The sequence below is a fragment of the Streptomyces sp. NPDC092045 genome, from assembly GCF_044756005.1.
Lineage (GTDB): Bacteria > Actinomycetota > Actinomycetes > Streptomycetales > Streptomycetaceae > Streptomyces.
Window position 1 is genome coordinate 93293 of sequence record NZ_JBIVSC010000009.1, and the last position, 25853, is coordinate 119145.

Genomic DNA, 25853 nt, shown 5'->3' on the forward strand with positions numbered 1-25853 from the left:
GGAGGAGCGGGCGGACCGGAGGAGGGCCGGGAGGAGCGGGCGGACCGGAGGAGGGCCGGGAGGAGCGGGCGGACCGGGAGAGGGCCGGGAGCCCGGCCGCCCCTCCCCGCCCCGCCGGCCTCAGGCCCCCTTGAGCTCCTGGCGCTGCCGGCCGAGCCCCTCGACCTCCAGCTCGACCACGTCGCCGGGCCGCAGGTACGGCTTGGGCTCCGGCTGCCCCATGGCGACGCCGGCGGGCGTGCCGGTGTTGATGACGTCGCCCGGGTACAGGGTCATGAACCGGCTGACGTACCGGACGACCTCCGCGACCGGGAAGATCTGGTCGGAGGTGTGGCCGTCCTGCTTCAGCTCGCCGTTGACCCAGAGCCGGAGGGAGAGCGCCTGCGGGTCGGGCACCTCGTCGGCGGTGACGAGCCAGGGGCCGAGCGGGTTGAAGGTCTCGCAGTTCTTGCCCTTGTCCCAGGTGCCGCCGCGCTCGATCTGGAACTCGCGCTCGGAGACGTCGTGGGCGACCGCGTACCCGGCGACGTGGGCGAGGGCCTGCTCGTCGGTCTCCAGGTAGCGGGCGGTGCGGCCGATGACGATCGCGAGCTCCACCTCCCAGTCGGTCTTCACCGAGCCGCGCGGTACGAGCACGGTGTCGTCCGGACCGACGACGGTGTCGGCGGCCTTGAGGAAGACGACCGGCTCGGCCGGGACGGCCTGGCCGGTCTCGGCGGCGTGCCCGTGGTAGTTGAGCCCGATGCACACGACCTTGCCGATCCGGCCGACGGGCGGGCCGACGCGCAGCCCGGTGGCGTCGAGCGGGGGCAGCACCCCGGCGCCGGCCGCGGCGCGGATCCGGTCGAGGGCCGCGGCGTCGGCGAGCAGGCCGCCGTCGACGTCGTCGACGAGGGCGGAGAGGTCGCGGAGGGTTCCGCCCTGGTCGAGGAGGGCGGGACGCTCGGCTCCGGGCGGGCCGACACGCAGCAGCTTCATGGTCTTCTCCCTGTGGTCGAGGTGGGCCCGGGAGGGCCCTGAGGTGCCCCGGCCGATGGAGTGCGGCCATCGGAGGATTGGTCGATCCTCCAAGAGAACGGGCCGCTCTGCAAGACCCCGCCCACGCAGTGGACCCTTACGCGCGAGTAGCAACGGCGTCGCCGGCCGCCTCTTCCTTCGGCGTGCGGAAGAGGAGGGCCCGTTCGACGACGGTCCAGGCCGTGCTGGTGACGACGTAGAGGGCGGCGGCGAGCGGGACGACGGCGACCGTGATCAGGGTGGCGAAGGAGAGCAGCGGCATCACCTTGGTGATCGCGCCGGCGCCGGGGGTGGGCTGCCCGAGGTCGAGGGGCTGGGCGGCGAGCTGCCGCCTGGTGTGGCGGTAGCCGAAGGCGGCGACGGCGGCGACGATCGCGAACAGGACGAGGTAGACCCGCCCGGCCGGGCCGAACGGGCCGCCATGGGAGAGGGCGTCGGCCCAGTGGTCGCCGAGCGGGGCGGCGAGGAGGGTGTGCCCGGCCATCCGGTCGCCGGCGAACAGGTGGTACATCAGGAGGAAGGCGGGGGCCTGGAGCAGGCTGGGCATGATGCCGGCGAAGGGGGAGACCTTCTCCTTCGCGTGCAGGTCGAGCATCGCCTTCTTGAGCCGCTCGGGGTTCTCGGCGTGCTTCTTCCGGAGCGCGGCGAGCTGCGGGGCGATGCGGGTGCGGGCCTTCTGGCCGCGGGCGGCGGCCCGGGAGAGCGGGTGGACGGCGAGCCGTACGAGCGCGGTGAAGAGGACGATCGCGGCGGCGGTGGCGGTGGTGGCGAAGAGCGGCTGGAGCAGCTCGGCGAGCCGCTCGACCAGGGCGGCGAAAAGGGACATGAGGTCGGACATGGGAAGCCCTCCGTGGGGTCTCGTCGTGCCGGGGAGAAGTGCGTTTCTCGGCATGACGGATCCGCGCGAGGGGTTCCGGGGGGGTGTCCGGGAGCTCCCTACGCGGCCGTCGGGAGGAGACGGCCGGGAGCCCGGGGTCTGCGGCGGCCCGCCGCGTCGGGGTCGCGCTGCGGCAGGAAGGCGGTGCGCCGCTCGCGGTCGCGCATGGCGGTGCGGACGGCGGTGGGCGGCACGGCCGGAGCCGTACGGGCGCCGGAGAGGGCGTGGAAGAGGCTGGCCGCGGCGAGGGCGACGGCGGCGGAGACACCGGCTCCGGCGAGGGCGCCGGCCCCGTCGGACAGGAGCAGTCCGGTGAGGGCGAGCAGGAAGAGCAGCGGTGCGACGACCCGTGGGGCCGGGGTCCTGCCCGTCATGCCGTCACCTCCTCCGTACCGCCGGTTCCTCCGGCATGAAGACGCGCGGCGGGCCGGGGGAGTTCCCGCGCGCCGCCTCTTGGTCTAGGCGGTCTCCAGGGGTACGAGGAGGCGGCGGGGCCGCAGGAGGGCGCGGCCGACGGGGTCGGCGGGGTCCGGGTCGAGCCCGGCGCCGGGCCGCATCTCGACGTCGGCGGGCGGCACGGGGAGGCCACAGGCGGGGCACGCGCCGTCGGGGCCGAGTTCGGTGCCGCAGCCGGCGTGGTGGAAGTGGCGCATCGGCAGGGTGCCGGGGAGCTCGGTCCGGGCCCAGAAGCCGAGCGACCACAGGACGGGCCAGAGGGCGAGGCCGTGCCCGGTGAGGACGTACTCGTCGCGCGGGGGCGACTCCCAGTAGCGCCGCCGTTCGAGGACGCCGGCCTCGACGAGGGCCTGGAGGCGGGCGGCGAGGACGGCGCGGGGGGCGCCGAGGTGGGCGAGGAAGTCGCTGTAGCGGCGGACGCCGTAGAAGGCGTCGCGCACGACGAGGAGGGTCCAGCGCTCGCCGACCACTTCGAGGGCGCGGGCGATGGAGCACTGCTGCTGGGCGTAGTCCTTGCCGAGGGCCATGGGATCCATCGTACCGAAGAGGGTTCGCTGAACGAACCGACCTGCTACGTTGAGTTCGTTCACCGAACCGACTGCTCGGCCGACAGGTGGAGGCCCGCCGTGCCCCGACGAACGTCCTTGGTCCACCCGCGCACCTCCGCCCCGCCCCCCGAGGGGCGGCCGGGCGCCGCCACCCTCGCCGTGACGGCGGCTGCGACCACCGTCGCGCTGATGAACTACACGGCGCCGATGCCCACCCTCCCCGCCGTGGCGGCCACCCTCGGGACCTCTCCCTCCGCCCACGCCTGGCTGCTCAACGGCACCCCGCTCGGCCTCGCCGCGTTCCTCCTGGTGGCCGGCGGCCTGGCCGACGCGTACGGGCGGCGCCGGGTCTTCCTCCTCGGCACGCTCGCCCTCGGCCTCACCACCGCGCTCGGCGCCCTCGCGGACTCCACGCCCGCCTTCACGGCGGCCCGGATCGCCCAGGGCGCGGCGAGCGCGGCCGTCCTCGCGGGCAGCCTGGGCCTGCTCGCCCAGGCGTACCCGGCGGGCCGGGACCGGATCAGGGCGACGGGCGCGTGGGGCGCGTCGATGAGCGGCGGCATCGCCCTCGGCCCCCTGCTCGCGGGCGCGCTGGGCCTGGCGGACTGGCGGCTGGCGTACGGAGCGCTCGGGGCGGGGGCACTGGTGACGGCGGCGGCGGGAGCGCGATGGCTGCCGGGGGCGACGACGGCCCGGAACGGAACGGGGATATCACCGGGGCGGGCGACGGTCCGGAGCGGAACGGGAACACCTCCGGGGACGACGACGGCCCCGAACGGAACGGGGACACCCCCGGGGCGGGCGACGGCCCCGAACGGAACCGCGGCGCCCCGCCCGGACGTCGCGGGGGCGCTGGTCCTCGGCCTGGCCCTGGCGGCGCTGCTCACGGCGTTCACCCTGGGCAGGGACGGCTGGCTGCGCCTCCCGGTGGGCCTCCTGCTCCTGGCCTCGGCGGCCCTGACCGCCCTGTTCGCCGTGGTGGAGGCCCGGCGGAAGGACCCCATGATCGACCTAGCGCTGCTGCGGCGGCCGGCGTTCCTGACGTCGACGCTCGGGGCGCTCTTCACGGGCCTGGCGGTGATCGGCCTGTTCAGCGTGGTGCCGACGCTGCTCCAGGCCGGCACCGGGATGTCACCACTGGACACGGCCTGGCTGTTCCTCCTCTGGTCGGGAACGGCGTTCGTGGCGGCCCTCCAGACCCGCCGCCTGGCGGCCCGGCTGTCCGCCGCGCACCAACTGACCCTGGGATTCGCGCTGTCGGCGGCGGGGGTGCTGACGTTCCTGGGGGCGCTGGAGGGCCACGCGGACGCGTGGCGCCTCCTCCCGGGCCTGCTGGTGGCGGGCGCGGGCAGCGGCCTCCTGAACGCGGCGCTCCCCCGGCTCGCGGTCGACTCCGTACCGCCGGAGCGGGCGGCGATGGGCTCGGGCGCCAGCAACACCGCCCGCTACATCGGCTCCTCGGCGGGGGTGGCCCTGACGCTCGCGCTGGCGACGGCGGGCCCAGACGCGGCCCTGGCGGCGTCGGCGGCGCTGGCACTGGCGGGGGCGGCGCTGACGCTCGTACTGGCGGGGCGCTGACGCCCGTACCGGCGGGGCGCTGACGCCCGTACCGGTGCGGCGCTGACGCCCGTACCGACGGGGCGCTGATGTCCGTACCGGCGCGACGCTGACGTCCGTACCGGCGGGGAAAGAGAGATCGCCCACTCCCTCCGGACGAGTACCGGCCGAAGACCCGAAATCCCGCAGGTGAGCCCGGCGCCCCTCGCGCCGCCCCGCCCCCGGAGGCGCGACGGGACCCGCCGCGCCAACTCTCGGGGGCCGCACAGCAGTACGGTGGGACGCATGCGCCCCGACACGCCTGCAGCCCACACCACCGAAGCCGAGCGCCTGCTGCGCACCGCCGCGCAGTACCCGGGTGACCGGGAGCCCCTGTACCTCCGGGCGGCGGCCCACCTGGAGCTGGCGGGCGACCGCCCGGGCGCGACGGCCCTCTACGACGACCTCCTGTCGTCCGAGCCCGCGGACCCGCACCTGATCAGGGCGCTGAAGGCGGCGAACCTGTGGGAGTACGGGCACGAGGCCGAGGCGCGGGCGATCATCGAGGGCCTCCGGCGCACCCAGCCGTCGGACGCGGCGCCGTGGGAGATCGCGGCGGAGACGCTGGAGGCCCACGACGAGCTGGCGGAGGCGGAGTCGACCCTGACGGAGGCGGCGAGACTCCTGCCGGCCCCGCCGGACGACCTCCCCCACGCGACCCGCTCCCTGATCACGACCCGGCACCGGGTCCGCCGCATGCTGGCGCTGCCGCACGACGACTGGGACGCCCTGGCGGACCGGCTGCACGGGGGGACGGTCCCGCTGGACGAGCTGCACGACCCGAAGCGCCTGTGGTCCCTGGGATCGGAGGACCCGGCGGAACTCCGGGCCGAGATCGCCCGCCTCCGCTCGGAACTGGGCACCTACCGCACGGCCCTCTCCCGCCCCTTCCCGGTCGCGGTCCTCCACTGGCCGGAACCGGAACTGGACGAGCTCCTCGCGGCCTACCCGGAGCTGGAGGCCGAGTACCCCACCTACACGGCCCACCTCACCGACATCGAGGCCTCCCTCCGCGAACTCGCCCAGGCGGGCACCCCCAACCTGGGCATCGTCCGCGCCACGGTCCCCTCCTACGAGGCCTTCGCCGCCTCGGAATCCACCCGCCCCTCGAACGCGGACCTCCTCCCCCAGTACGCCACCACCCTGGCGGCCCGGGGCCGCGCGACGGCATGGCCGCCGGCGCGGGGGGCGGAGTGCTGGTGCGGGTCGGGGGAGACGTACGGGAAGTGTCACGGGTCTGAGTGAACGCCGGCCGGTCCGGCAGAATGCAGGTGTGACCGAAGCCGTTCCGTCCTCCCCCGCAGTCTCGGCCCGCATGAGCCGCCAAGCCAGCAAGAACACGGCCGCCGAGCTCGTGGTCCGTCGCCTGCTCCACGCGGCCGGGCTGCGCTACCGCGTCGAGTACCCCGTGCCGGGAATGGCCCGTCGCCGCATCGACGTGGCTTTCACCTCGGTCAAAGTGGCCGTCCTGATCGACGGCTGCTTCTGGCACGGATGCCCCGAGCACGCCACGCATCCGAAGGCGAACGCGGAATGGTGGCGACAGAAGCTGGATCGCAACATGGCACGCGACCGAGAGACGACCGAGCACCTCATGGCGTCCGGCTGGGAGGTGCTCCGCTTCTGGGAACACGAGGTGCCGGAGGACGTGGCCCTGCGCATCGCCTCGGCGGTCGAGCACCGAAAGGCATTGACGCGGGAGAGGAAGGGCCGATGAGTGCGCTGACGTTCGTCGATGTCTGCGCGGGAGCGGGTGGGCTCGCTCTGGGGCTGGAGCGGGCCGGTTTCGAGCCGGCCCTGCTGCTCGACGAGGATACGGACGCCTGCCGGACTCTGCGGGCCAACCGACCTCACTGGAACGTCCTCCAGGCAGATCTCCTGGACTTCGACCCGAGCGAACATCCGGAGAGCCACGACGTGGACCTGCTGTCCGCGGGACTGCCGCGGGTGAAGTCCAACGCCACGACGTCTCGGGCCGGGTCGAGCAAGGAGGAGGAGCTGCTGAGGGCCACCGTCTATCTCGCCCATGCCGTGCGGCCCCGAGCCCTGATCATCGAGAACGTGCCGACATTGATCGATCCGGAAGGGTTCCGGGACTTCCATGGGTTCGCCCGTGCGGAGCTCGATCATCTCGGTTACGAGCTCTGCTGGTTCGTCCTCAATGCCGCCGATTTCGGAGTGCCCCAGGATCGCAAGCAGGGCGTCCTGGTGGCGATCGAGGAGAAGTGGTTCCAGGCATTTCGACCGCCACTCCCGACCATGATCCACCGAGTGTCTCTCGGCGAGGCGCTTGCGCCGTCCATGCGTTCACGAGGCTGGAAGGACGCCGACCGCTGGGCGGCACAGGCGGTCGACGTGGCCCCTACCCTGGTCGGCGGGTCGAAGAACCGCGGTGGAGCAGACCTCGGGCCGACCGGATCGAAGCGCAAGTGGGAGAAAATGGGCGTGAACGCCCACACACTGGGCGATGAGATCCCGGGGGAGGACTTCGCCTGGAATCCAGACCTCGGCAGGGAAGGCCTGGTGAAGATCACCGTGGGTCAGGCGGCGCTGATCCAGGGCTTTCCCGGAACCTGGGAGATCACCGGCAAGAAAACGGCCCGGTATCGGCAGGTCGGCCATGCCTCACCGCCGCCGGTGGGCGAGGCCCTCGGTCGAGCCATAGCCCGAGCACTTCGCTCCTGATCACCGGCGGCGGCTCCGGCCGGCTACACTCCCCCTATCATGACCTCAGCACCTCATACGAGCGAAAACCAGGACACTGCGCCACTTATCGTCGATCTTTTCGCAGGTCCGGGCGGGCTGGACATCGCTGCTGAAATGCTCGACCTACCCACGATCGGGGTGGAGTGGGAGAAATCAACCCGCGAGACCCGGAGGGCGGCCGGTCTCCGCACCACGACGATTCGCGATGTGGCGCAGGTGAACCCGCTCGACCCCGAGGTGGCCTCGGCCCGCGTCCTCACCGGGGGACCGCCCTGCCAGACCTACTCCGTGGCGGGCAGCCGCGAGGGCCATAAGGCTCTCGACGAGGTTCAGGACCTCGCCGAACACGTCGGGCGGAGCGAGACGGTCGGGGAGCTGGAGAAGGCCTGGGCCATGGTCGAGGAGCGAGCGCGCATCCTGGAGTGGACCGACGAACGCACAGGACTCGTGCTGCAGCCGCTCCGATGGATCGTCGAGAAGCGGCTCAAGAGTGAGCCCTACGACGCGGTGGTGCTGGAACAGGTACCGACGGTCCTGCCCGTCTGGCGAAAGTACCGCGACCTTCTTCGCGAGCTCGGATACGACGCGGAGTGCGACATCCTCCACACAGAGGAATACGGCGTTCCGCAGACGCGCCGCAGGGCCGTGCTGATCGCCCGCCGACGCGGCGGTCCGGGGCAGAGCCTCGATCTTCCAGATCCGACTCACCAGCGCTACCGCAAGGGTGCGAAGCGTCTTCCCGTGGAGAATTCCGGTGCTTCGAACCACGAGGTACCACAGAAGCCGCTTTTCGAGGTCGGCAAGCAGAAGAGAACAGAGCAGCCGTGGGGGTGGGTATCCATGCACGACGTGCTCAAGGAGACTCGCCCCACCGCCTTCGTGGTCCGCTCCAACTACGGATCGGGTGGCGACCCCGACAAGCGGGGCCTCCGTAGCTCCGACATGCCGTCCGCCACCGTCACCGGCAAGGTTCGCCGTAACAAGGTGTTCGACCTGAAGCAAAAGCACGAGAACGGTGACATCGAGCTGGGTGCCGAGCAGGAGCGTTTCACCCCGCGTGAAGCCGGCCTGCTGCAGACGTTCCCCGCCGATTACCCCTGGCAGGGCACTGACATCGCACAGCAGATCGGCAACGCGATCCCACCGCTCCTCGCCGTCCATGTCCTGTGCACGGCACTGGAACTGGACGAGTCCCGGAAGCAGCGAGCAATCGAGGCCCTGAAAGCCTGGACTCCTCCCCGCCACCCGTAGGAAGGGCGGTCAGTCGGCCCCCTCGTCCGTTCTTCTGCCGCGCACCGGAGCATCGGCGAACAGCTCCGCGAAGCTGTTCGCCAAGAGCTCCACCGAGTCCTCGGGTGCGGGTTCTTCGGCGGGGCCGGTGGGCAGAGGGCGATGATGGACGGTGAGTCCCGCTTCTCCCTCGTCGATCCACATCCGTACGGCGTCGTCGTCCCGCGGCACGTCCTGCGCGATCACGTCGTACATCAGGGTCGCGGCCGCCGTGTTGACAACCTTGGCCAGAGCGTTCGCGTCCCGCCCCGTCCGTACGACCCCCTTCCGCAGCAGTCGGACCATGGCCTGGGCCGTGGGACGGTGGTCGATGATGTCCAGTCTCAACGCGGTGTTGAGTATGTCCTGGTTGCCGCAGGCGACAACAGCCGGTTCGTAGTCGCGTCCGTTCCGGAAGAGCTCGGCGGACCACCAGAGCCGGGCGAACGCCTGCTTGTAGTGAGCCCCCTTGAAGTACTGTGCGTTGACGGTCCTGGTCGTCTCGGAAAGGTGTCGCCAGACCACGAAGTCGGGGGCCACTCCCAGGGCCAGGTAGTTCCACAGCGCGGGGTCCGCCGCCTCCGCCCGTGTCAGGCGAAGGATCGCGTGCAGGCGCGGAGCGAGCCAAGGGTCCACCTTGGTCGGTTGCTCGTCCCGGTGGATGTACATCGCGTCGTCGATCAGGTCGCGAATCGCGCGGAGGCGCCGGCGCGGGCTCTCGGGCAGGGGGTCGGTCGCCTGGTTGAGAGCGATGGAGGGAACGTTGTCCTTCCCGGACAGCAGGCCGTCCGTGAGGAATCGGGCGGCCTCCTCGTCGGCGAGTCGGGCCAGGTACTCCGGCAGGTGATCGGGCTTCTCCGTCATGCCTCGTCCTCACGATTGAGCTTGTCCAGGCCACGCACGGTCTCCGAGAGCACTCGCGGCACTTCGGCCCTGCGCATCGCCGCATACTGGATCCGCGGCTGCAGTTCGGTCCACCCCGTGGCGCCCACCCGGCGGCGGTGCACCTCGCGCAACGCATCCTCGAGGGTCCGTTCGGGAATCACGTCCGGCAGCATCTCTCGAAGCACCTCGCCCCGCCAGCCGTACGGAAAGAGCGGAGTGCCGTCGTCCTCGATCTCGAGGTCGCCGATGGCCGAGTGGAACACTGCGGTCCACACCTCGGCGGCCATCTGGGAGACCAGCATGGCGTTGACCAGGCCCTCGGGCCTTCCACCCTCGGCTCCGAGAACATCGACCATGCCCTCGAAATCGGTGTTGATGTGCACGGTGGGCACCGCCCCCGAGGCGTTCACGATCCACGGAGCCTCCTTGAAGCTCTGCAGCCACCGCGGTCCCTTGGCGAAACCGATCTCCCTGATGTCGAAGCTCTGCTCCCGAACCGGTACGTCACCACGCACGTCGACGATCCAGTCCTCGGCGGCTTCCCCGACGATACGGCCGGGTACCCCGTCGACCGTCGCCACCACCTGCACCGTCAGCACTGCACGGTCGTGGAAATCGCAGCGCAGCAGTGAGAGCTCGCCGCGCCAGTCCCGGCCGTCCTCCGTCTCCCTGGTGAGCACCGCCGTGACACGGGTGTTGGTCGCACGTTCCGTCAGCACCGCTACCACTGCGGTCTCGGACCATGGTCCTTCCGGATCGGTGGCTTTCACGGGGATCGTCGCGGAGACGGCCAACGAGGCGGTTTCCCAGTCCTCCGTCTCCGCGGCGCCGAGCGCCACGACCTTCTCGATCACGGATCGAGCACGCGAGTCGAGTTGTTCACGTGGCTGAGCCGGTGCTTTCACGCGCACCGAGTCGACGCGCAGGGAGACCGTGCCTCGCAGACGCGGGTAGGGAAAAACCTTCACGACGACTCCCCTTCTCCGGTGCGCAGTTCGACGACGAGGCCACTCAGGCTCGTCCTGACGGCATGTGTGGTGGGATCGGTCACTCCGCGGAACTTCGCCGAGCGAGCACCGTCGGAGAAGTGCAGCACCCCGTCCACCACCTGGCAGTTTTCCACGCCGGTGACCTCGGCCCATCCGATCGTGGGGCGAGGGCCGGACCGCACGTCGAACTTGGCGGCCGGGACCAGTCGCCACTCGTGACCACCGGGAGGAATCCTGATCTCTCCGATCACCTGCCAGGCTCCACCTTCCAGAACCTGTGGGTCGAGTTCCTCCAGGACCGGCATGCTCACCGCGGACAGACGCCGCTTCTTCTTCGCCGAGGTGGGGTTCAGCTTCGGAGCCAGCTGTCCACCTCCTTGCTTGGTCCCCTTCTTGGGGCGAACCACCAGCGCCTTGATCGCCGCGTTGGTCTCCCGGGTGAGCCCGTTGATCCGCCGGTACGCCGACGGCGAGTAGGTGAGTGTCAGTTCCTCGGTCTGCCCCCACTTGTTGTGCTCGGGAGGCTCGGCGGAACGCAGGAATTCCTCCGCCTCGGCAGCGAACGGGGCCTGCGGGCCGGCGGCGGTGCCTGCGAGCAGCACGGCCTGGAAGGGGTTGGCGGGCAGCAGTCCGGAAACCGCCTTGTCGCTCACCACCATGAGGTTGCCACGCATCGTCACGACGCGGTTCTGCTTGTCATCCGCATCCTCGGCGTCCGTCACGAGAAGCACCGCCCGATGCTCCCCGAGGGAGGAACTCCCGCCGCCCCGGATAGGAAGGTTGAGGGGCACGTCGACGGCGGCGACCTGGCCGGTCTCGGTGAGCCGTTCCACGACCGTGCCATCGAGGAAAGCCTTGAGGGCCCGAGTCCGGGAGGGTTGGGCGACCGAGGGATCCACTCGTTCCTCCGGGACGACCTCGACACCGTTGCGCAGGGTGCGCACGGATGCCTCCAGAAGCGGCAGTCGATCCCTTCCGGCCGTCATGGCGGCCCAGAAGTTCTTCCCCAGGGCCCGCACGAGCCTGCGATGCATCCGATGGATGCTGTCGTCGTCATCCGCCTCGTCGGTATCGTCCGTGAGACTCGCCACGTCGTGGGCTCCCACGATCAGGAACGACGTTCCCGGTTCACCGCTCTTGCGCGTCAGGTGAAGGGCTTCGACAGTCTCCTCATCCGCCCACCACGAGCGGGCCACCTTCGCCCCCGGCGAGTCGGGATCCGGGCGACCCAGCCATGCCGGTCCGGCACATACTTCGCCGTTCACCCGACGCCATGGCAGGTCGAGGCGCCCGACGAGACGACGCTCGGTCCTTCCTTCGTGCGGCTCGGACAATGTGGAGTTGATGAGGACGAGTCCGAGCCGGCTGGTCGCCCAGAGAGTCGCCTTCCCCAGGCCATAGGAACCACCGGCCGTGCTGCCGGACTTGTGACTGTCCAGCTGTCGCCTCACGACGGCGGCGAAACGGCCGTCGTCGTAGTCGTCCCCGGTGAGGCCCGCCGCGTTGTAGTCGTCCACCCGCAGCAGGACGAGCCGGTCGCCCTCGTACATGTCGCGCAGGCCCGCATCGACGACCCGTCCGACCTTCTGCTTCTGCTCCCGCACCACCTCGTAGTGCGGATAGAGATCGTCCCATCGGATGGCCTCGCGGAAGTGTGCCAGCTTCTCCCCGGTCAGTTCGTGGAGCGTGTAACGCACCTGCACAGGCTGCCCGTTGGCAGTGAGTCGCTCGTCGAGGCTGTTCTGGCAGGTCTCACGTGCCAGGACCGACACGTCGGCGTCGAAGGCGAACGCCGCAGCGTTGCCCAACTCCCTTCCTCCGTCCGCGTGTCCGGGACGGTGGTACCACCCCACGGGAAGGCCGGCCCGGGTGTCGGTGGTACGGGTGTGCACCGTCGCCAGGTCCGTCTTCAAGGCCCGGGCGATGCGTTCGATCGCATCGGGACGCGGAGTCGCCCTGCCGGTGATCCAGGCCGAGACCGCCGCGCGTGTCACGTCCACCGCCAGGGCCAACTCGGTCTGGGTCATGTCTGCGAGCTTCAACTGCCGTGCCAACCATGGACCGAAGTCCTCGCCTGCTTCCACGGTCACCTGCCCCCGGATCCTGCTCCACCTGCCCTGTTGCAGCGATGACCACCCTACCCAACTCTTTGACAACCCTCCCGCTGTCAAAAGACCTTTGACATGACTCCAAGGGTGGATTCCCTGAATCGGGGGACCACATCTACACCTTTTCGATACTTTGACTCTTTTTGCACCAATCAAGTCTGCCGGGTTATTCGAACAAAGCCCTCACCCCCGCTTGCGCGCCTCCGAAGCGATGGATTATATTCCCCTAGCGGCCCCACCCGCCCCGGAAGAAACGATTTTCCGGCGCCTTGGTAGAAGTGTGTCGCCTCCCCTTTCTTTTCGGTGACAGCACATGCGATGTCGCCCGCGAAGGAGCCCTGCAGCGCATCGGGATTTCGCCCTCCTCGACGATCGCCGCCTCATCCGAAATTCTTCACCCTTTGGCTTCGGAACCGTTCTCGACGGCACGCCGTCCATTCCGTCGACCCCACAGACACGACGCTTTCGCCGCCGCGTTTTTACTATCCACTCTTCCTTTGCGGCCGCCCATCCAGGATCGGAGTCCTATGTCTCTCGAACCGACCCCCGTGCTCGCCACCGTGATCGAGCAGTCTTCTCGCGTGCTCCAGACCTACGCAGTCGATCCCGGCCTCATCCCGGAGCACGCGAACGGGGAAAGGCGCATCACCCAAGGTGGATACGGCGACCGTCAGCTCTTCGAGCTGGTGCAGAACGCGGCGGACGAGATCGCCGCCGCGCCCGGCGGCTCCGCCCATGTCGTTCTCACCGACACCCATCTCTACTGCGCGAACGAAGGCACCCCCGTCACCGCTGAGGGTGCCGAGACGATCCTCCGGATGAGCATGTCGCGCAAGCGCGGCGGTCAGATCGGTCGCTTCGGCGTGGGAGTGAAATCCGTCCTCGTCGTGACCGATGCCCCTCAGTTCTTCAGCAGCACCGGGTCCTTCGGCTTCGACCGCGAGTGGGCCTACGAGCAGATCCGCTCCGTCGACGGAGTCACGGACCGCTTGGGCGAGGAGTTCGAAGCGCCTGTGCTCCGGATGGCTCGTCCGTTGAACGATGCCGCCGAGCGCGCCACGGACCCCGTTCTCGACGAGCTCCTCACCTGGGCGACCACCGTCGTACGCCTGCCGCTGCTCGCCGGAGCCGCCGACCGGCTCGGGCAGGACATGCACGGAGGAGGCTCCTCGGTCAGCGGCCGGGAGGAGTTTCCCGTCGGCTTCCAGCTCTTCTCCCCTCACGTCGCCAAGGTGGTTCTCGAGGACCGCCGTCCGCGCCCGGTCATACGGCGGACCCTCACCGTCGAACGTGACCGGGAGCTGCGCACCGTACGGGAGGAGCGCCCCGGACAGCACCCTTCGGACAACAGGTGGCGGGTGTTCACGCTCACCCACGAGCCCACTGCCGCCGCCCGTTCCAGCGCGGGCGAACTGCACGACCGGGTCGCCCTCGACATCTCGTGGGCCGTGCGCGAGTACGAGAAGGAGGCCAACGGGCTCCTTTCCTCTCCCAAGGGCCGGGGCCGCTTCTGGTCCTTCTTCCCCACCAAGTACGAGATGACGTTGAGCGGCATCCTCAACGGCGCCTGGAAGACGAACGAGGACCGGCAGAACCTGCTGGACTCCTCGCCGTTCAATCAGGAGATGATCCGCGTGGCGGCCCGACTGGTGGTCGAGTCGCTGCCCGAGCTGGCTCCGACCGAGGACCCCGCCGCGTACCTCCCGCTGCTTCCCGGCCGGTCCCGCGAGTCCGAGACCGTCAGCTGGGCGGACCGCCACCTCACCGAGAAGATCTGGGAGGCCACCGCGCACCGCCCCTCTCTGCCGGATCAGGACGGCCGGTTGCAGGTACCACGCGACCTGCGCATCCATCCGTCCCTGGGCAAGGACAACAAGACGGTAGGCGGCTGGCTGGCCCTGTGGAACTCCTACCCCGGCCGGCCCACGAACTGGCTGCACCCGTCGGCGGAGGCCGACACCATCCGCGCCGGCAAGACGGAGCACATCCTCAAGGCGGCCAAGCGTGAGCGTGCCTCGGTACGCGAGTGGTTGGAGGCCCTGGTCTCCGACGGCAGTGCCGAGGCGTCCGCCACCGCCGTCCGCATCGTCGCGAGCATGATCAAGTCTGTTTCACCGTACGCCGAGGAGGCCCGTAACGCTCGGATCGTGCTGACCGAGGAGCACGGCATGGTCGCTCCGATCGTCGGCAAGGTGTTCCGACGCACCGATCAGGACGGACTGCGCGAGTCGCTCGTCTACGTCGATCGCGCTCTGTCCGACGACCTGTCGCTCACAGGCGACCTCACCGCTCTCGGTATCCGTGAGGCCGATGTCCGCGGGCGCTTCGTCAGCGTGCTGGAGCAGGGGTTCGACACGTACGGGCCTCAGGAATGGACCCGCTTCTGGGAATTGTTCCACCAGGCCGGCAGCAGCCACCTGTCGCACGAGGTGATCCAGAGGGTGCCCGACCCGCGCTCCACCCTGCACGTGCGCACCGCGAACGGACGCTTCCGACCGATGCGGGACGGCCTGTTGCCCGGTCCGGTCGTGACCTCGGAGTCGGACCCCGCCGTGGCCGTGGACACCCGTTTCCACTCGGACGACATGACCTTCTTCCGTGAGGTGGGGCTGCGTGACCGCCCCTCGGGGGGGCACCGCCCCGAGACGGAGACGTGGTTCGAGCAGTACCGCGAGTCCTTGCACAAGGCGTACTGCGCCTCGCTGCCCTCGGATCAGACCACCCGACCGACCCTCGCCAGAATCAAGCTGGAGGGCGCGGCGGTCGGAGGCCCCCTGCACCTCCTTCCCGAACTCTCCGACGAGGCCCGCGGCCGCTTCCTGAAGGCACTGCCCGAGGACGCCCTCGTCGACAACTGGACCCTCCAGGTCGGAGCTCAGGTCGGCACCCGACGGGCCGTGGCCTCTCCGATCCGGTGGATGCTCATGCGGCACGGTCTCGTCCCGACCACCCACGGTCTCCGCCGTGTCGCCGAGGCGGTCGGCCCTCAGCTGTCCGGGTACGGCGATGTCCTTCCGGTGGCGGACATCAGCTCCGAGAAGGCTCGCAAGCTGCGGCTTCCGGCCAGTGTCGAGAAGGTGCCCGACACGTTCTGGAACCGACTCCAGGAGAAGCTTCAGGAGAGCGAGGAAGACGCCTTCGTCGGTAACACGTACGTGCTGCTGACCCGTCTGGAGGTGCCTTTCGGTGACACCCTCACCCGGTGCCGCATCGGCGACGAGTGGGGAACGCGCCCCGACGGCGAGATCGCCGTGGCCTCCTCTCAGGAGGAGTACCGGGCACTGCGGGCCGAGCGTCTGCCGGCCCTGCTGACGTCCTCCGCCGGGGACGCCACACTGCTCGTCAAGCAGTGGGGGATGCTGCCGTACGCCGACGTGATCAGTCGCGAGACACGGAGCGAGGACAGTGGCGAACCGATCCCGCTCAAGGAGCTCTACCCCACCCTGCGTCAGATGCGCGGCTCGCAGGTGGATCCGTACAGCCTGCAACGGTGCAAGGTCCTGGAGGAGGTGACCCGCACACCCAACGGCATGCGGCCCCGAACTCTGAACAGCAGCCTGCGGGGATCCACGATCCTTGTGCTCGAGCCCGCCGACGCGTTCGAGGCCCTGATGGCCGTGGATCGCGAACTGCGCTGGCACATGGGCGAGTCCGGCTGTCGGCAGGTGCTGGAGGCTCAGCGGCGCCAGGAGGAGGACCAGAAGGTCAAGGAGACGCTGAAGGCCGTGCGCGAGGCCGGCGACGTGGAGACGAAGCTGCTGCTGCTCCTGGGCACCGAAGCCCTGCGGGACCGTCTCCCCCCGGGCCTCATGGACAGCGAACGGGAGGAGAACGGCGGAACGGAACCCGACGGCCACCGCATCGCGCGCATGGCGTTCAACGCCCACGAGGATGGTGTCCTCCAGGTCCACGTCCGTGACCTGCAGAACCTCTACCCCGGTCATGCCCCGTCGTCCTTCACCGGCGCCTCCACCGCGGTGTCCTTCGTGGCGGACCTCGGATTCCCCGGTTCGTTCGCCGGTTTCCGGACCCCGTCGCTGGACTCGCAGATCAAGGTGGACGGCCCTCAGCACTTCCCGCGCCTGCACGACTACCAGGAGCGACTCGCCGCCAACGTCTTCACCATGCTGGACCGGATTGTCCCGCAGCGCGGGATGTTGTCCCTGCCGACCGGTGCCGGCAAGACCCGGGTCACGGCGGAGGCGGTGATCCGCTGGGTGAAGCAGGCGGGCGAACTGGACGGGCCGATCCTGTGGATCGCCCAGACCGAGGAGTTGTGCGAGCAGGCCGTGCAGAGTTGGAAGTTCGTCTGGGGGAAGGTCGGTGCGGACAAGCCGCTCGTCATCAACAGGTTGTGGGCGTCTCACGAGGCCGGACCGGTCTCCGACCGGCCGCAATTGGTGGTCGCCACGGATGCCAAGCTCCAGCAGCAGAACTGCCTCGAAGCCGACTCCTACACATGGCTGCGCAACGCCGCCCTCGTCATCGTCGACGAGGCGCACACCGCCATCACTCCCCGCTACACCAAGATCCTCTCGCTTCTGGGTCTGACGGCCTCCCGCACCGACCGTCACCTCCTGGGTCTCACGGCGACGCCCTTCCGCAACACCAACCAGGAGGAGACCCGTCGCCTGATCAACCGCTTCGGTGGCCGACGCTTGGACGAGAGCATCTTCACGAACGACGACCCGTACGCCGAGCTGCAGGAACTCGGCGTGCTGGCCCAGGTCGAGCACCAGCTCCTGCAGGGCGGCAGGATCACCCTGGACCGTGACGAGAAGCAGCACGCCGAGCAGATGAGCGTCCTGTCCCGGACGGCCGAACAGCGGCTCGCCGACGATCACGACCGGAACGCCCGCATCCTGGACGAGATCACGGGCATGCCGGACGATTGGCCGGTACTGGTGTTCGCCACCTCGGTCGACCACGCCAAGTACCTGGCGGCCAGGCTCCGCGACAGGGACATCACTGCCTCCTCCGTCGATTCCTCCACCTCGCCCGGCGACCGCCGCCTGCGCATCGACGCCTTCCGTGAGCGCCGCACCCGGGTACTGACCAACTACGGCGTCCTCACTCAGGGTTTCGACGCCCCGGCCACCAGAGCCGTCATCGTCGCCCGGCCGGTGTACAGCCCCAACGTGTACCAGCAGATGATCGGGCGCGGTCTGCGCGGGCCGCTCAACGGCGGCAAGGAGACCTGCCTGATCCTCAATGTCCGCGACACCGTCGACAACTTCGACACCTCTCTCGCCTTCACCCAGTTCGAGCACCTGTGGAGCAGCAAGTGACCGACCTGTACGACGCCAGTCCTCCGCTCACCGTCGAGCAGCAGGCCGTCGTCGACCTCCCCTGGGACACGCGTCTCCTGGTCACCGCGGGCGCCGGCTCGGGCAAGACCCATACGGTCGTACGACGTCTCGACGCCCTGGTCGGCCACGAGGACCCGGACGAGGCCCTTGAGGCCGGGGAGATCCTCGTCCTGAGTTTCTCCCGAGCCGCGGTCCGGGAGTTGCGGGACAGGATTGCCCGACATGGTGACCGGGCCGAGCGGGTCCGTGTCCAGACCTTCGACTCGTGGGCGTACCAGTTGCTCACCAAGGCGTATCCGGATGAGGAGTGGAAGGCCCACAGCTTCGACGAGCGCATCCGCGCCGCCACTGCGGCGATCGAGAAGGGGGCGGTGGAGGCCGGGGAGCTCGGGGCCCCCTCTCACGTGGTGATCGACGAGGCGCAGGACCTGGTGGGCGATCGAAGGGAATTGGTGGAGGCCCTGCTCGACCGCTTTCAGCGTTCGTGCGGCTTCACCGTGGTCGGCGACTCCGCACAAGGCATCTACGGCTTCCAGATCGAGGATCCGAAGAAACGGGCAGAGGAGACCGAACTCTTCTTCACCTGGCTCCGCACCTCGTACGACGACCTCGTCGAACTCCACCTGACCGAGAACTTCCGGGCAGCCACTCCCGAGGCCCGCACGGCGCTCGCTCTCGGGCCTCGTCTGCGGAACCTGGCCGCCTCACCGGACGGTGTGGAGCGCGTGGCCTCCACGCTCCACGCCGAACTTCGTGAGCGTCTTCTCGGCCTGCCGGACCTCGGGAAGCTGGCCGATGACTTCACATTGGACGTGTTGAAGACCTACCCCGGCCGGTGCGCCATCCTGACTCGCGACAATCGTCAGGCTCTCGTCGTGTCGGAGCTGCTGCACACGCACGGAGTCGAGCACGCTCTGAAGCGATCGTTGCAGGATCGCCCTGTGCCGTACTGGGTGGCCGAGCTACTACGTCGCGCGGAGTCCCTGACGCTCACCGAGTCACGCTTCCTGGAGCTGCTCGCGGAGACACCGCTCCCCGCCGGGGTGGAACTCGAACGCTGCTGGCGACTGTCACGGGCCGCGACCCGCCGCACCGGGCGTGGTCAGGTGGATATCGCCGCTCTGGGCCGCCTGGTGGCCGAAGGCCGCTTTCCCGACGACCTGGCGGATCCGGAGACGGCCCGACTGGTCGTCTCGACGGTGCACCGGGCAAAAGGCCTGGAGTACGACCGGGTGCTGTTGCTGTCGCCCTCGTCCTTGGACGAACTGCGCAAGGCCCACGAGAACCTCGACGTACCCGCGGAGGCCAGGGCTCTCTACGTCGCCATGACCAGAGCCCGCGAAGATCTCTACCACGTCACCGGCCCCGACACCTCGCGTACGAGGCGGCATCGCCCCACCGGGCGCTGGTACTTGGGCGGCTGGAAGAAGTACACGCGGTACGGCGTGGAGGCCGTGGCGAGGGACGTGCACCGGGACACACCACCCTGCTCGACCGCCATGGACGCGGCCACGACACAGGCCTACCTGCTGGAGCACGTCCGCACAGGGGACGCGGTGACGTTTCGGATGCGTCACCCTGTGCCCGCAGGACCCGAGCAGAGTCCGCCCTACGACCTGTTCCACCGTGACCGCATCATCGGCGAGGCCTCCGAGCGTTTTCGCCGAGACCTGTACGCCGTGGAGAAGGTCTCGCCGCTCTGGGACATCACCTGGCCGAACGAGATCGCCGACCTACGTGTGGACATTCTGGAGACGGTCTCGGGCAGCACGGCCGCCGGGGCCAATGCGGGGCTCGGTGGGAGCGGAGTGTGGATCGCTCCTCGGATCACCGGAATCGGAAGGTATCGGCGCGGCGACCGCGTCGGGGAGGAGAACGCATGACGCACGGGACCGGCCCGCACACAGAGCACTACAGGGTCCGCGAGGAACTGGTGGCTCGACTGCGTCGAGAACTCCTCGGACCGGACGTCGAGGCCGGGGACGAACCGGACGAGACGCTCACGCAGGACGCCCCGATCACCCGCTATCCCATCGGTGTGTTGTTCCCACAGGCCGCCGGCAGCGAAGCCCGGCAGGAACAGTTGGAGGACATCGCCGAGGAGGAAGGGCTGGACGAGGCACCCTTGCTCGGCACCAACCGTCCCGACGACGCCGACACCTCTGTCGACCCTCCGACGTCGAGCGACCGTCGCCCCTCGACGATGGGGCTCACTTTCGCCGTCGCCCCCAAGATCTCCACCGAGATCGTGATCCGCGCACGCGCCGCCGTCTACGACCCCGTCGACGCGGAGGGACGGCCGGTGTCGGCCCGACGCGCGGAGGCCAGGAGCACGAGCGACCAGCGCGAGCATTGGCGACGCCGGGAACTGGAGCTGCCGGAGAAGACGATCGACATCACACGGCCGAGGTCCGTGACGAAGGACCTCATCCCTGACGAGGTAAAGCTGCATGTCCTCGTGAGGCCGATCGACACCTCCTCCGAGACCCCCACTGTCACTGTCACCGTCACCCTGATCAATGCCCACGTCGTGGGCGAGAAGGAGCTCCAGGACGCCTTCGCCCTCTTCCAACCGAGCCTCCGGGTGCGCGCCGCCAACAGTGCGTCCGCCTTCGTCGAGCGTCCCGCCGCTCTGTCCGCTGTCGACTCGGAGATGGCCACCAGCCGCCTACTCCATCGTCATGCCCCCACCTTCGCCATGGGCCACGGCTGCTCCGCCCGTTGGGAATGGAAGCCGCCGGCAGTCGGCCTCACCGAGGTGCAGCCTGCCGCGATCGACGAGATCCGCTCCGAGTTCGTGCCCACGCACGAGGTTCTGCTGACCGACTCCAACCCGGAGATCGACAGCTCGGCACTCGACATGCTCGGTCTCGCCGAGCGTCCCGACGCCGAGGTGCTCAGCACGTTGCACGGACTGGCCGACGGCTACGAGCAGTGGATCGAGGCCAAGGCCACAGAGGCCGCCGCTCTTGTCAAGACTCCGTACGAGGAAGCCGCCCAGGAGAGGCTCGACGCCTGTCGCGAGGCTCTCGGACGGATCCGGGAAGGAATCAGGCTGCTGGGTGACAAGCCGGACGTCATGGAGGCGTTCCGACTCGCCAACCGGGCCATGGCCGAGCAGCGCGCCCGAAGTGCCTGGGTGAAGGGAGGTCGACAGGGCGAGCCCGACCTGTCGGCGCAGCGCTGGTACCCGTTCCAGATCGCATTCGTGTTGCTGTGCATCCGGGGCATCGACGATCCTAACCACCCCGACCGTCGGATCTCGGACCTCCTGTGGTTCCCCACCGGCGGCGGCAAGACCGAGGCCTACCTCGGTCTGATCGCGTTCACCACGTTCCTGCGCCGCCTGCGTCTCAAGAAGCACGGCGGAGGGGTCACCGTACTGATGCGGTACACCCTGCGCCTGCTCACCCTCCAGCAGTTCGAACGCGCCACGATCCTCATCTGCGCGATGGAGCGGATGCGCGGAGCCGATCCCGGCCGCCTGGGAGACGAGACGATCTCGATCGGCATGTGGGTCGGGAAGTCGGCCACACCGAACGACCTGGACACTGCCGACAAGCAGCTGGAGAAGCTCCGAGGTGGGCAGAGCCTGCAGAAGGAGAACCCGGTGCAGCTCCACGCATGTCCGTGGTGCGGCACCGCGTTGGACGCCCACCACTACTCGGTGGACGTGGACGACGTCCGCATGGACGTACGCTGCCCCGGCCCCGGCTGCGACTTCACTGGCGGACTGCCGGTACACCTGGTGGACAAGACCGTCTACAAGGCCCGCCCCACCCTCGTCATCGCCACAGTCGACAAGTTCGCCTCCATGCCCTGGCGTGAGGAGACGGCTGCGTTGTTCAATCGGGACCGTCCCGACGACAAGACTCCACCCCCCGAGCTGATCGTCCAGGACGAGCTCCACCTCATCTCGGGTCCTCTCGGAACCCTGACAGGCCTGTACGAGACGGCTGTCGACGCCCTCGCCGACGAGCCGAAGGTGATCGCCTCCACAGCGACCATCCGTCGTGCGGCGGACCAGGGACGGAACCTCTTCGATCGGGACGTGCACCAGTTCCCCCCGGCCGGCCTGGATGCTCGAGACTCTTGGTTCGCCGTCGAGACCGACCGCAGGAACAAGGCAAGCCGGCGCTATGTCGGTCTTCTCGCCCCCGGCACCAGCCAGTCGACCCTCCTCATCCGCACCTATGCGGCCCTCCTCCACCAGGCGATGCGCGCGGAGACGAGCGACGAGGTCCGGGACACCTACTGGACGCTGGTGGGCTATTTCAACAGCCTCCGTCTGCTGTCCGCCGCCGAACTCCAGGTCAACGACGACGTCGAGGACTACCTGCGGCTTCTCGCCGAACGCGACGGCAGCCGGACCCGGGTGTCCGACCGCTACTCGGAGCTGACGAGCCGTGTCGACGCGAGCCTGATCCCCGCCCGACTCAAGGAGATCGAGAAACGTTATCCGGACCCCGACGTCCGTGACGTCCTCCTGGCGACCAACATGATCGCCGTCGGCGTCGACGTCAACCGCCTCGGGCTGATGGCGGTGATGGGCCAGCCCCAGACCACGGCCGAGTACATCCAGGCGACCAGTCGCGTGGGGCGAGCCCACCCCGGTCTGGTCACCGTGATGCTCAACTCGACTCGTTCCCGAGATCGTTCGCACTACGAGAACTTCCTTCACTTCCATTCGGCGCTCTACCGCGAGGTCGAGTCGACATCGGTCACACCGTTCTCCGTCCGATCGCGCGACCGCGGTCTGCACGCCGTGGTCGTGGCCTTGGCCCGCATCCTGATCCCCGAGGCCCGTGGGAACACCGATGCCGGTCGGATCGACATGTATGTGGACCGCCTGCGCTCCGAGATCAAGCCGCTGCTGATGAGCCGCGTTTTCAAGATCGCTCCCGATGAACTGCAGGACACCTCGGAGGCATTCGACGAGTTCATCGAGTGGTGGCAGTGGAAGGCGTCGGGACATGGCGGGCTGTTGTACGAACCCCGCCGCGGCAATTCCTCCCCTGCCCTGCTCCGACCGTTCGACGACGAATCGGAAAACGCCGGCGCCTGGTCCACCCTGTGGAGCCTGCGTGACGTCGATGCCGAGTCCGCTCTCTTCCTGGAGGCTTCCCGATGACCCCACCCCGCGAACGCCGCCGCCGCGGCATCGACGGCGGTCCGGCCGCACCTCGCCTGGACCTGCCACGCCATGGGTCGGTCCGCCGCGCCCAGATGATCACCACATACGGTGTCGGATCGCTGATCGCCGTCGACAACGAGTCCTTCATCGTCTCCGGAATCGACCAGGCCCATCACAGCTGGCGTCTCGACGAGGCTCCGATCATCCACGAGCACCGGCTCGCCCGAGCCCTGGACGTACGCCACTTCCGGCTGCCACCGGCCTCCGACGACGGAAGCAAGGACGGGGTGCGCGTCAGACGTTTCCCTCTGTGGCACTCGTGCCCTCAGTGCAAGTCTCTGCAACACGTCCGGGGCTTCAATCCCCCTCCGGGCAAGAACGTCTGCACGAAATGCGACGAAGAACCCCTCGTGCCGTCCCGTTTTGTCGTGGCGTGCGAGGACGGGCACCTGGACGACTTCCCCTACTGGAAGTGGCTGCACCGCGACAATCGCGAAGAGGGCGCCACCGGGCTCTGCGGCGGAAAGATGAGTCTGCATTTCTCCGGCAGAAGCGCCTCTCTGCGCTCCGTCGTCGTCTCATGCACCTGCGGTGTGCCCGAAGTCTCCATGGAAGGCGCCTTCCGCCGCTCCGCCCTGAAAGATCTCAAGGTCCGTTGTGAAGGCAAGCGTCCTTGGCTGGAAGGCTCTCCCACCGATTTCTGCTCGAAGTCACCCCGTACTCTGCAGCGTGGATCATCAGCGGTCTGGCAGCCGGTGTTGAGGTCTGCTCTCTCCATCCCTCCGTGGAGCGACGGCCTTGCCGACAAGCTCGCGAAGCACTGGGAAAAACTGCGCACCTATTCCTCGCGTGAAAAGATCGAGGCCTACCTGGAAGGAGCCTTCCCCGAAGACGACTCGGTCTCGGTGGACGCCGTCATGGACTTGCTGGCGGCCGAGCAGGAGGAGGATCCAATCCCGGAGAGCGTCGCCACCGACAACCACCAGAAGCTGCGCCGCCAGGAATACGAACAGCTGTCAGTCGGCAACGCCCTGCGCGACAAGGGACGCAAGGAGCAGTTCATCTGCGAGCCACCCTTGTCGGACACAACGCTCCTCCACCCTTTTGGTATCGAACGAACAATGCTCGTAAAGCGTCTGCGCGAGGTACGGGCGCTCAAGGCGTTCACTCGCATCGCGGATCCGGAGACGGGTTCCGATGACCACGAGGCGGCCCTGTCGCTGACACCGACCGACTGGCTTCCTGCCATGGAGGTGCACGGTGAAGGTGTTTTCGTACGCCTCGACCAGCACCGGCTGGACGGCTGGGCCGAATCGGTCTCGGTCGCCGCCCGGGTAGAGCGTATGCGTGGCAACCACGACCGTCTATTGAGAGAACGGGCCACCGACCCTGCAAAAGTGCCTTCCTCGCCTGCGACACCCCGGCTGGTATTGCTGCACACGCTGGCACACGTACTGCTCAACGAATGGAGTCTGGAGGCCGGCTATCCGGCTGGGGCGCTGCGCGAACGCCTGTACACGGACGACACCATGGCCGGCTTCCTCATCTACACAGCGACCAGCGACTCAGCCGGCAGCCTCGGCGGCGTGATCGCCCAGGGCGAGCCCGCCCGGCTCACGGAGGCTCTCCACTCGGCATTGAGACGTGCCACCTGGTGCTCCGCCGATCCTCTCTGCATCGAGACACGCTCGTCGGGAGCGGGTGGCACGAACCTGGCGGCATGCCACGCCTGCGCGATGCTGCCCGAGACGAGCTGCGAATACAACAACATCCTGCTCGATCGTGCCCTGCTGATCGGCACCCCTGACGATCAGCAGCTGGGGTTCTTCACGCACGTGCTGAACTGATCGACAGCCGACGAGGAGGTGTTGCCATGAGGCGGCACCTCCTCACTCATTCCACCTCCTCTCTCCAGCTCGGCCCAGACCTGCTTCCCCCAGCGGTACAGCTCCGTGCCCCAGCGTTCCGCGAGCACGTCGACGAGGAACAGGCCCCGGCCTCGGGTCTGCTCCTCGTCCGCGTGCGTCCTCAGGTTCGGGACGGTCTTGGAGCGGTCGACCACGCCCAGGCGGACGCCGTTCGCAGAGGATCGGGAGACGATCACGCGGATCGACGGGAGGCGGCCGTGGTCGACCGCGTTGGCGACCAGTTCGGTGATGACGAGGGTGGCGTCCTCGATCAGGGACTCCAAGCCCCAGACGGTCAGGGCCGTGCGGACCAGTCGGCGGGCGACGGCCGCGCTCCTCGGTTCGCGCGGGAGGGTCTGGGAGTAGGCGGGGCGACCCGTGGGGTGAGAAGCGGCGGGCCCGGGCGTCGAGTCCTCGCCAGGCGGCACTACTCTCTCGCTCGCACGCGCACCTCCGGCAACCGGCCTTCCGGCGGCGATCACTTGAGAACCCGGAGAGCGCGAAGCGTGGCATTCCGTTCGCGGCTCCCACACCTCCGGTACCGCCGGGGACAGAGCTGACGCGCCCCACCCGTCGTCGTCACCCACGTGGCTGAAAGACACCGATTGCCCTCCCGTCATCTCTGATCGGTGGTTTCTTGTTCTCTCAGCGAACCGTGTTTCGCGGCGGGCGGACATCCCCGCCCGGGCTTCGACGCCGTCAAACCCGTCAAAGATTGTCCTCTTGTGAACAGGGGCGCAGCATGGCGCGCAGGAACGATGAACTGGCTGCGGTGATCGCGGAGACGGGCTGGTCACAACCGGCGTTGGCCGCCGCTGTGGTGCGCGTCGCGGCGGAGGTCGGAGTCGACGAACTCCTCACCGTCACGCGCTCGCACATCGCCATGTGGATCGCCGGTACCCGACCCCGGGGGCGCGCGGGCGACATCCTGCGTGAAACTCTGTCGCGACGGCTGAGGCGTCCTGTGACACTCGCGGAGATCGGCCTCACGGGGAACTCCCAGGACGCGGGCACCGGATCCGAGTGGAACACGGACACTCTGACGACTCTGG

At 68.9% G+C, this 25853-nt stretch carries 17 protein-coding genes; 9 read left to right on the forward strand and 8 right to left on the reverse strand.

Annotated elements, in window-relative coordinates:
* Positions 1-120: 120 nt before the first annotated feature.
* The 4 genes from ACIQKA_RS21790 to ACIQKA_RS21805 all read right to left on the reverse strand — a co-directional run bounded on the left by ACIQKA_RS21790 (position 121) and on the right by ACIQKA_RS21805 (position 2877).
* Positions 121-978, reverse strand: a complete 858-nt coding sequence (locus ACIQKA_RS21790; RefSeq protein WP_383152255.1) for a fumarylacetoacetate hydrolase family protein — start codon at positions 976-978, stop codon at positions 121-123.
* A 136-nt stretch (positions 979-1114) separates the two neighbouring features.
* Positions 1115-1855 (reverse strand): YidC/Oxa1 family membrane protein insertase, encoded by a 741-nt coding sequence (locus ACIQKA_RS21795; RefSeq protein ID WP_402542013.1) that lies wholly within the window; start codon positions 1853-1855, stop codon positions 1115-1117.
* A gap of 98 nt (positions 1856-1953) precedes the next feature.
* Positions 1954-2268, reverse strand: a complete 315-nt coding sequence (locus tag ACIQKA_RS21800; protein ID WP_391092622.1) for a DUF6412 domain-containing protein — start codon at positions 2266-2268, stop codon at positions 1954-1956.
* 84 nt (positions 2269-2352) lie between these two features.
* On the reverse strand, positions 2353-2877 hold the full coding sequence (locus ACIQKA_RS21805) for a winged helix-turn-helix transcriptional regulator (protein WP_402542014.1): 525 nt from the start codon (positions 2875-2877) through the stop codon (positions 2353-2355).
* Positions 2878-2976: 99 nt separating this feature from the next.
* Here ACIQKA_RS21805 and ACIQKA_RS21810 point away from each other — a divergent pair, with 99 nt between their 5' ends.
* The 5 genes from ACIQKA_RS21810 to ACIQKA_RS21830 all read left to right on the forward strand — a co-directional run bounded on the left by ACIQKA_RS21810 (position 2977) and on the right by ACIQKA_RS21830 (position 8451).
* Positions 2977-4476: an MFS transporter gene (locus ACIQKA_RS21810; RefSeq protein WP_402542016.1), complete on the forward strand. Its 1500-nt coding sequence runs from the start codon at positions 2977-2979 to the stop codon at positions 4474-4476.
* Between the two features lie 264 nt (positions 4477-4740).
* Positions 4741-5739, forward strand: a complete 999-nt coding sequence (locus ACIQKA_RS21815) for an SEC-C metal-binding domain-containing protein (protein WP_402542017.1) — start codon at positions 4741-4743, stop codon at positions 5737-5739.
* Positions 5740-5809: 70 nt separating this feature from the next.
* On the forward strand, positions 5810-6211 hold the full coding sequence (locus ACIQKA_RS21820) for a very short patch repair endonuclease (protein ID WP_402542065.1): 402 nt from the start codon (positions 5810-5812) through the stop codon (positions 6209-6211).
* Complete coding sequence (locus ACIQKA_RS21825) at positions 6208-7179, forward strand: DNA cytosine methyltransferase (protein ID WP_402542019.1); 972 nt, start codon at positions 6208-6210, stop codon at positions 7177-7179. The genes ACIQKA_RS21820 and ACIQKA_RS21825 overlap by 4 nt, the downstream gene beginning before the upstream one ends.
* 39 nt (positions 7180-7218) lie before the next feature.
* Positions 7219-8451, forward strand: a complete 1233-nt coding sequence (locus tag ACIQKA_RS21830) for a DNA cytosine methyltransferase (protein WP_402542021.1) — start codon at positions 7219-7221, stop codon at positions 8449-8451.
* Positions 8452-8460: 9 nt separating this feature from the next.
* Here ACIQKA_RS21830 and ACIQKA_RS21835 read toward each other — a convergent pair whose 3' ends face one another.
* From ACIQKA_RS21835 to ACIQKA_RS21845, 3 genes are read right to left on the reverse strand one after another with little or no spacing between them, the layout of a single operon-like run.
* Positions 8461-9333 carry a DUF6339 family protein gene (locus tag ACIQKA_RS21835; protein ID WP_402542022.1) on the reverse strand — a complete coding sequence of 291 codons (873 nt, stop codon included), beginning with the start codon at positions 9331-9333 and terminating at the stop codon, positions 8461-8463.
* Positions 9330-10322, reverse strand: a complete 993-nt coding sequence (locus ACIQKA_RS21840) for a hypothetical protein (protein ID WP_402542023.1) — start codon at positions 10320-10322, stop codon at positions 9330-9332. Before ACIQKA_RS21840 ends, ACIQKA_RS21835 begins: the two co-directional genes overlap by 4 nt.
* Complete coding sequence (locus ACIQKA_RS21845; protein WP_402542067.1) at positions 10319-12427, reverse strand: helix-turn-helix transcriptional regulator; 2109 nt, start codon at positions 12425-12427, stop codon at positions 10319-10321. Before ACIQKA_RS21845 ends, ACIQKA_RS21840 begins: the two co-directional genes overlap by 4 nt.
* 551 nt (positions 12428-12978) lie before the next feature.
* On the opposite strand from ACIQKA_RS21845, the gene ACIQKA_RS21850 reads away from it, so the two are divergent.
* The 4 genes from ACIQKA_RS21850 to drmB are packed head-to-tail and all read left to right on the forward strand — an operon-like array spanning position 12979 to position 24741.
* Positions 12979-17739 (forward strand): DEAD/DEAH box helicase, encoded by a 4761-nt coding sequence (locus ACIQKA_RS21850; RefSeq protein ID WP_402542069.1) that lies wholly within the window; start codon positions 12979-12981, stop codon positions 17737-17739.
* Entirely contained in the window at positions 17736-19643 is a 1908-nt protein-coding gene (locus ACIQKA_RS21855; protein ID WP_402542024.1) for a UvrD-helicase domain-containing protein, read from the forward strand. The genes ACIQKA_RS21850 and ACIQKA_RS21855 overlap by 4 nt, the downstream gene beginning before the upstream one ends.
* Positions 19640-22891 (forward strand): helicase-related protein, encoded by a 3252-nt coding sequence (locus tag ACIQKA_RS21860; RefSeq protein WP_402542025.1) that lies wholly within the window; start codon positions 19640-19642, stop codon positions 22889-22891. Before ACIQKA_RS21855 ends, ACIQKA_RS21860 begins: the two co-directional genes overlap by 4 nt.
* A complete protein-coding gene (gene drmB, locus ACIQKA_RS21865) occupies positions 22888-24741 on the forward strand; it encodes a DrmB family protein (protein ID WP_402542026.1) in 1854 nt (617 codons plus the stop codon). Before ACIQKA_RS21860 ends, drmB begins: the two co-directional genes overlap by 4 nt.
* Here drmB and ACIQKA_RS21870 read toward each other — a convergent pair.
* Positions 24705-25478, reverse strand: a complete 774-nt coding sequence (locus ACIQKA_RS21870; protein ID WP_402542028.1) for an ATP-binding protein — start codon at positions 25476-25478, stop codon at positions 24705-24707. The genes drmB and ACIQKA_RS21870 overlap by 37 nt on opposite strands.
* Positions 25479-25853: the final 375 nt, after the last annotated feature.

Excerpts from the sequence above, each read along its gene's own strand:
- ACIQKA_RS21830 (WP_402542021.1), top strand. The coding sequence starts at position 7,219 with ATGACCTCAGCACCTCATACGAGCGAAAACCAGGACACTGCGCCACTT.
- drmB (WP_402542026.1), top strand. The coding sequence starts at position 22,888 with ATGACCCCACCCCGCGAACGCCGCCGCCGCGGCATCGACGGCGGTCCG.
- ACIQKA_RS21870 (WP_402542028.1), bottom strand. The coding sequence starts at position 25,478 with ATGTCCGCCCGCCGCGAAACACGGTTCGCTGAGAGAACAAGAAACCAC.
- ACIQKA_RS21860 (WP_402542025.1), top strand. The coding sequence starts at position 19,640 with ATGACGCACGGGACCGGCCCGCACACAGAGCACTACAGGGTCCGCGAG.
- ACIQKA_RS21795 (WP_402542013.1), bottom strand. The coding sequence starts at position 1,855 with ATGTCCGACCTCATGTCCCTTTTCGCCGCCCTGGTCGAGCGGCTCGCC.
- ACIQKA_RS21805 (WP_402542014.1), bottom strand. The coding sequence starts at position 2,877 with ATGGCCCTCGGCAAGGACTACGCCCAGCAGCAGTGCTCCATCGCCCGC.
- ACIQKA_RS21835 (WP_402542022.1), bottom strand. The coding sequence starts at position 9,333 with ATGACGGAGAAGCCCGATCACCTGCCGGAGTACCTGGCCCGACTCGCC.
- ACIQKA_RS21825 (WP_402542019.1), top strand. The coding sequence starts at position 6,208 with ATGAGTGCGCTGACGTTCGTCGATGTCTGCGCGGGAGCGGGTGGGCTC.
- ACIQKA_RS21800 (WP_391092622.1), bottom strand. The coding sequence starts at position 2,268 with ATGACGGGCAGGACCCCGGCCCCACGGGTCGTCGCACCGCTGCTCTTC.
- ACIQKA_RS21790 (WP_383152255.1), bottom strand. The coding sequence starts at position 978 with ATGAAGCTGCTGCGTGTCGGCCCGCCCGGAGCCGAGCGTCCCGCCCTC.
- ACIQKA_RS21815 (WP_402542017.1), top strand. The coding sequence starts at position 4,741 with ATGCGCCCCGACACGCCTGCAGCCCACACCACCGAAGCCGAGCGCCTG.
- ACIQKA_RS21820 (WP_402542065.1), top strand. The coding sequence starts at position 5,810 with ATGAGCCGCCAAGCCAGCAAGAACACGGCCGCCGAGCTCGTGGTCCGT.
- ACIQKA_RS21850 (WP_402542069.1), top strand. The coding sequence starts at position 12,979 with ATGTCTCTCGAACCGACCCCCGTGCTCGCCACCGTGATCGAGCAGTCT.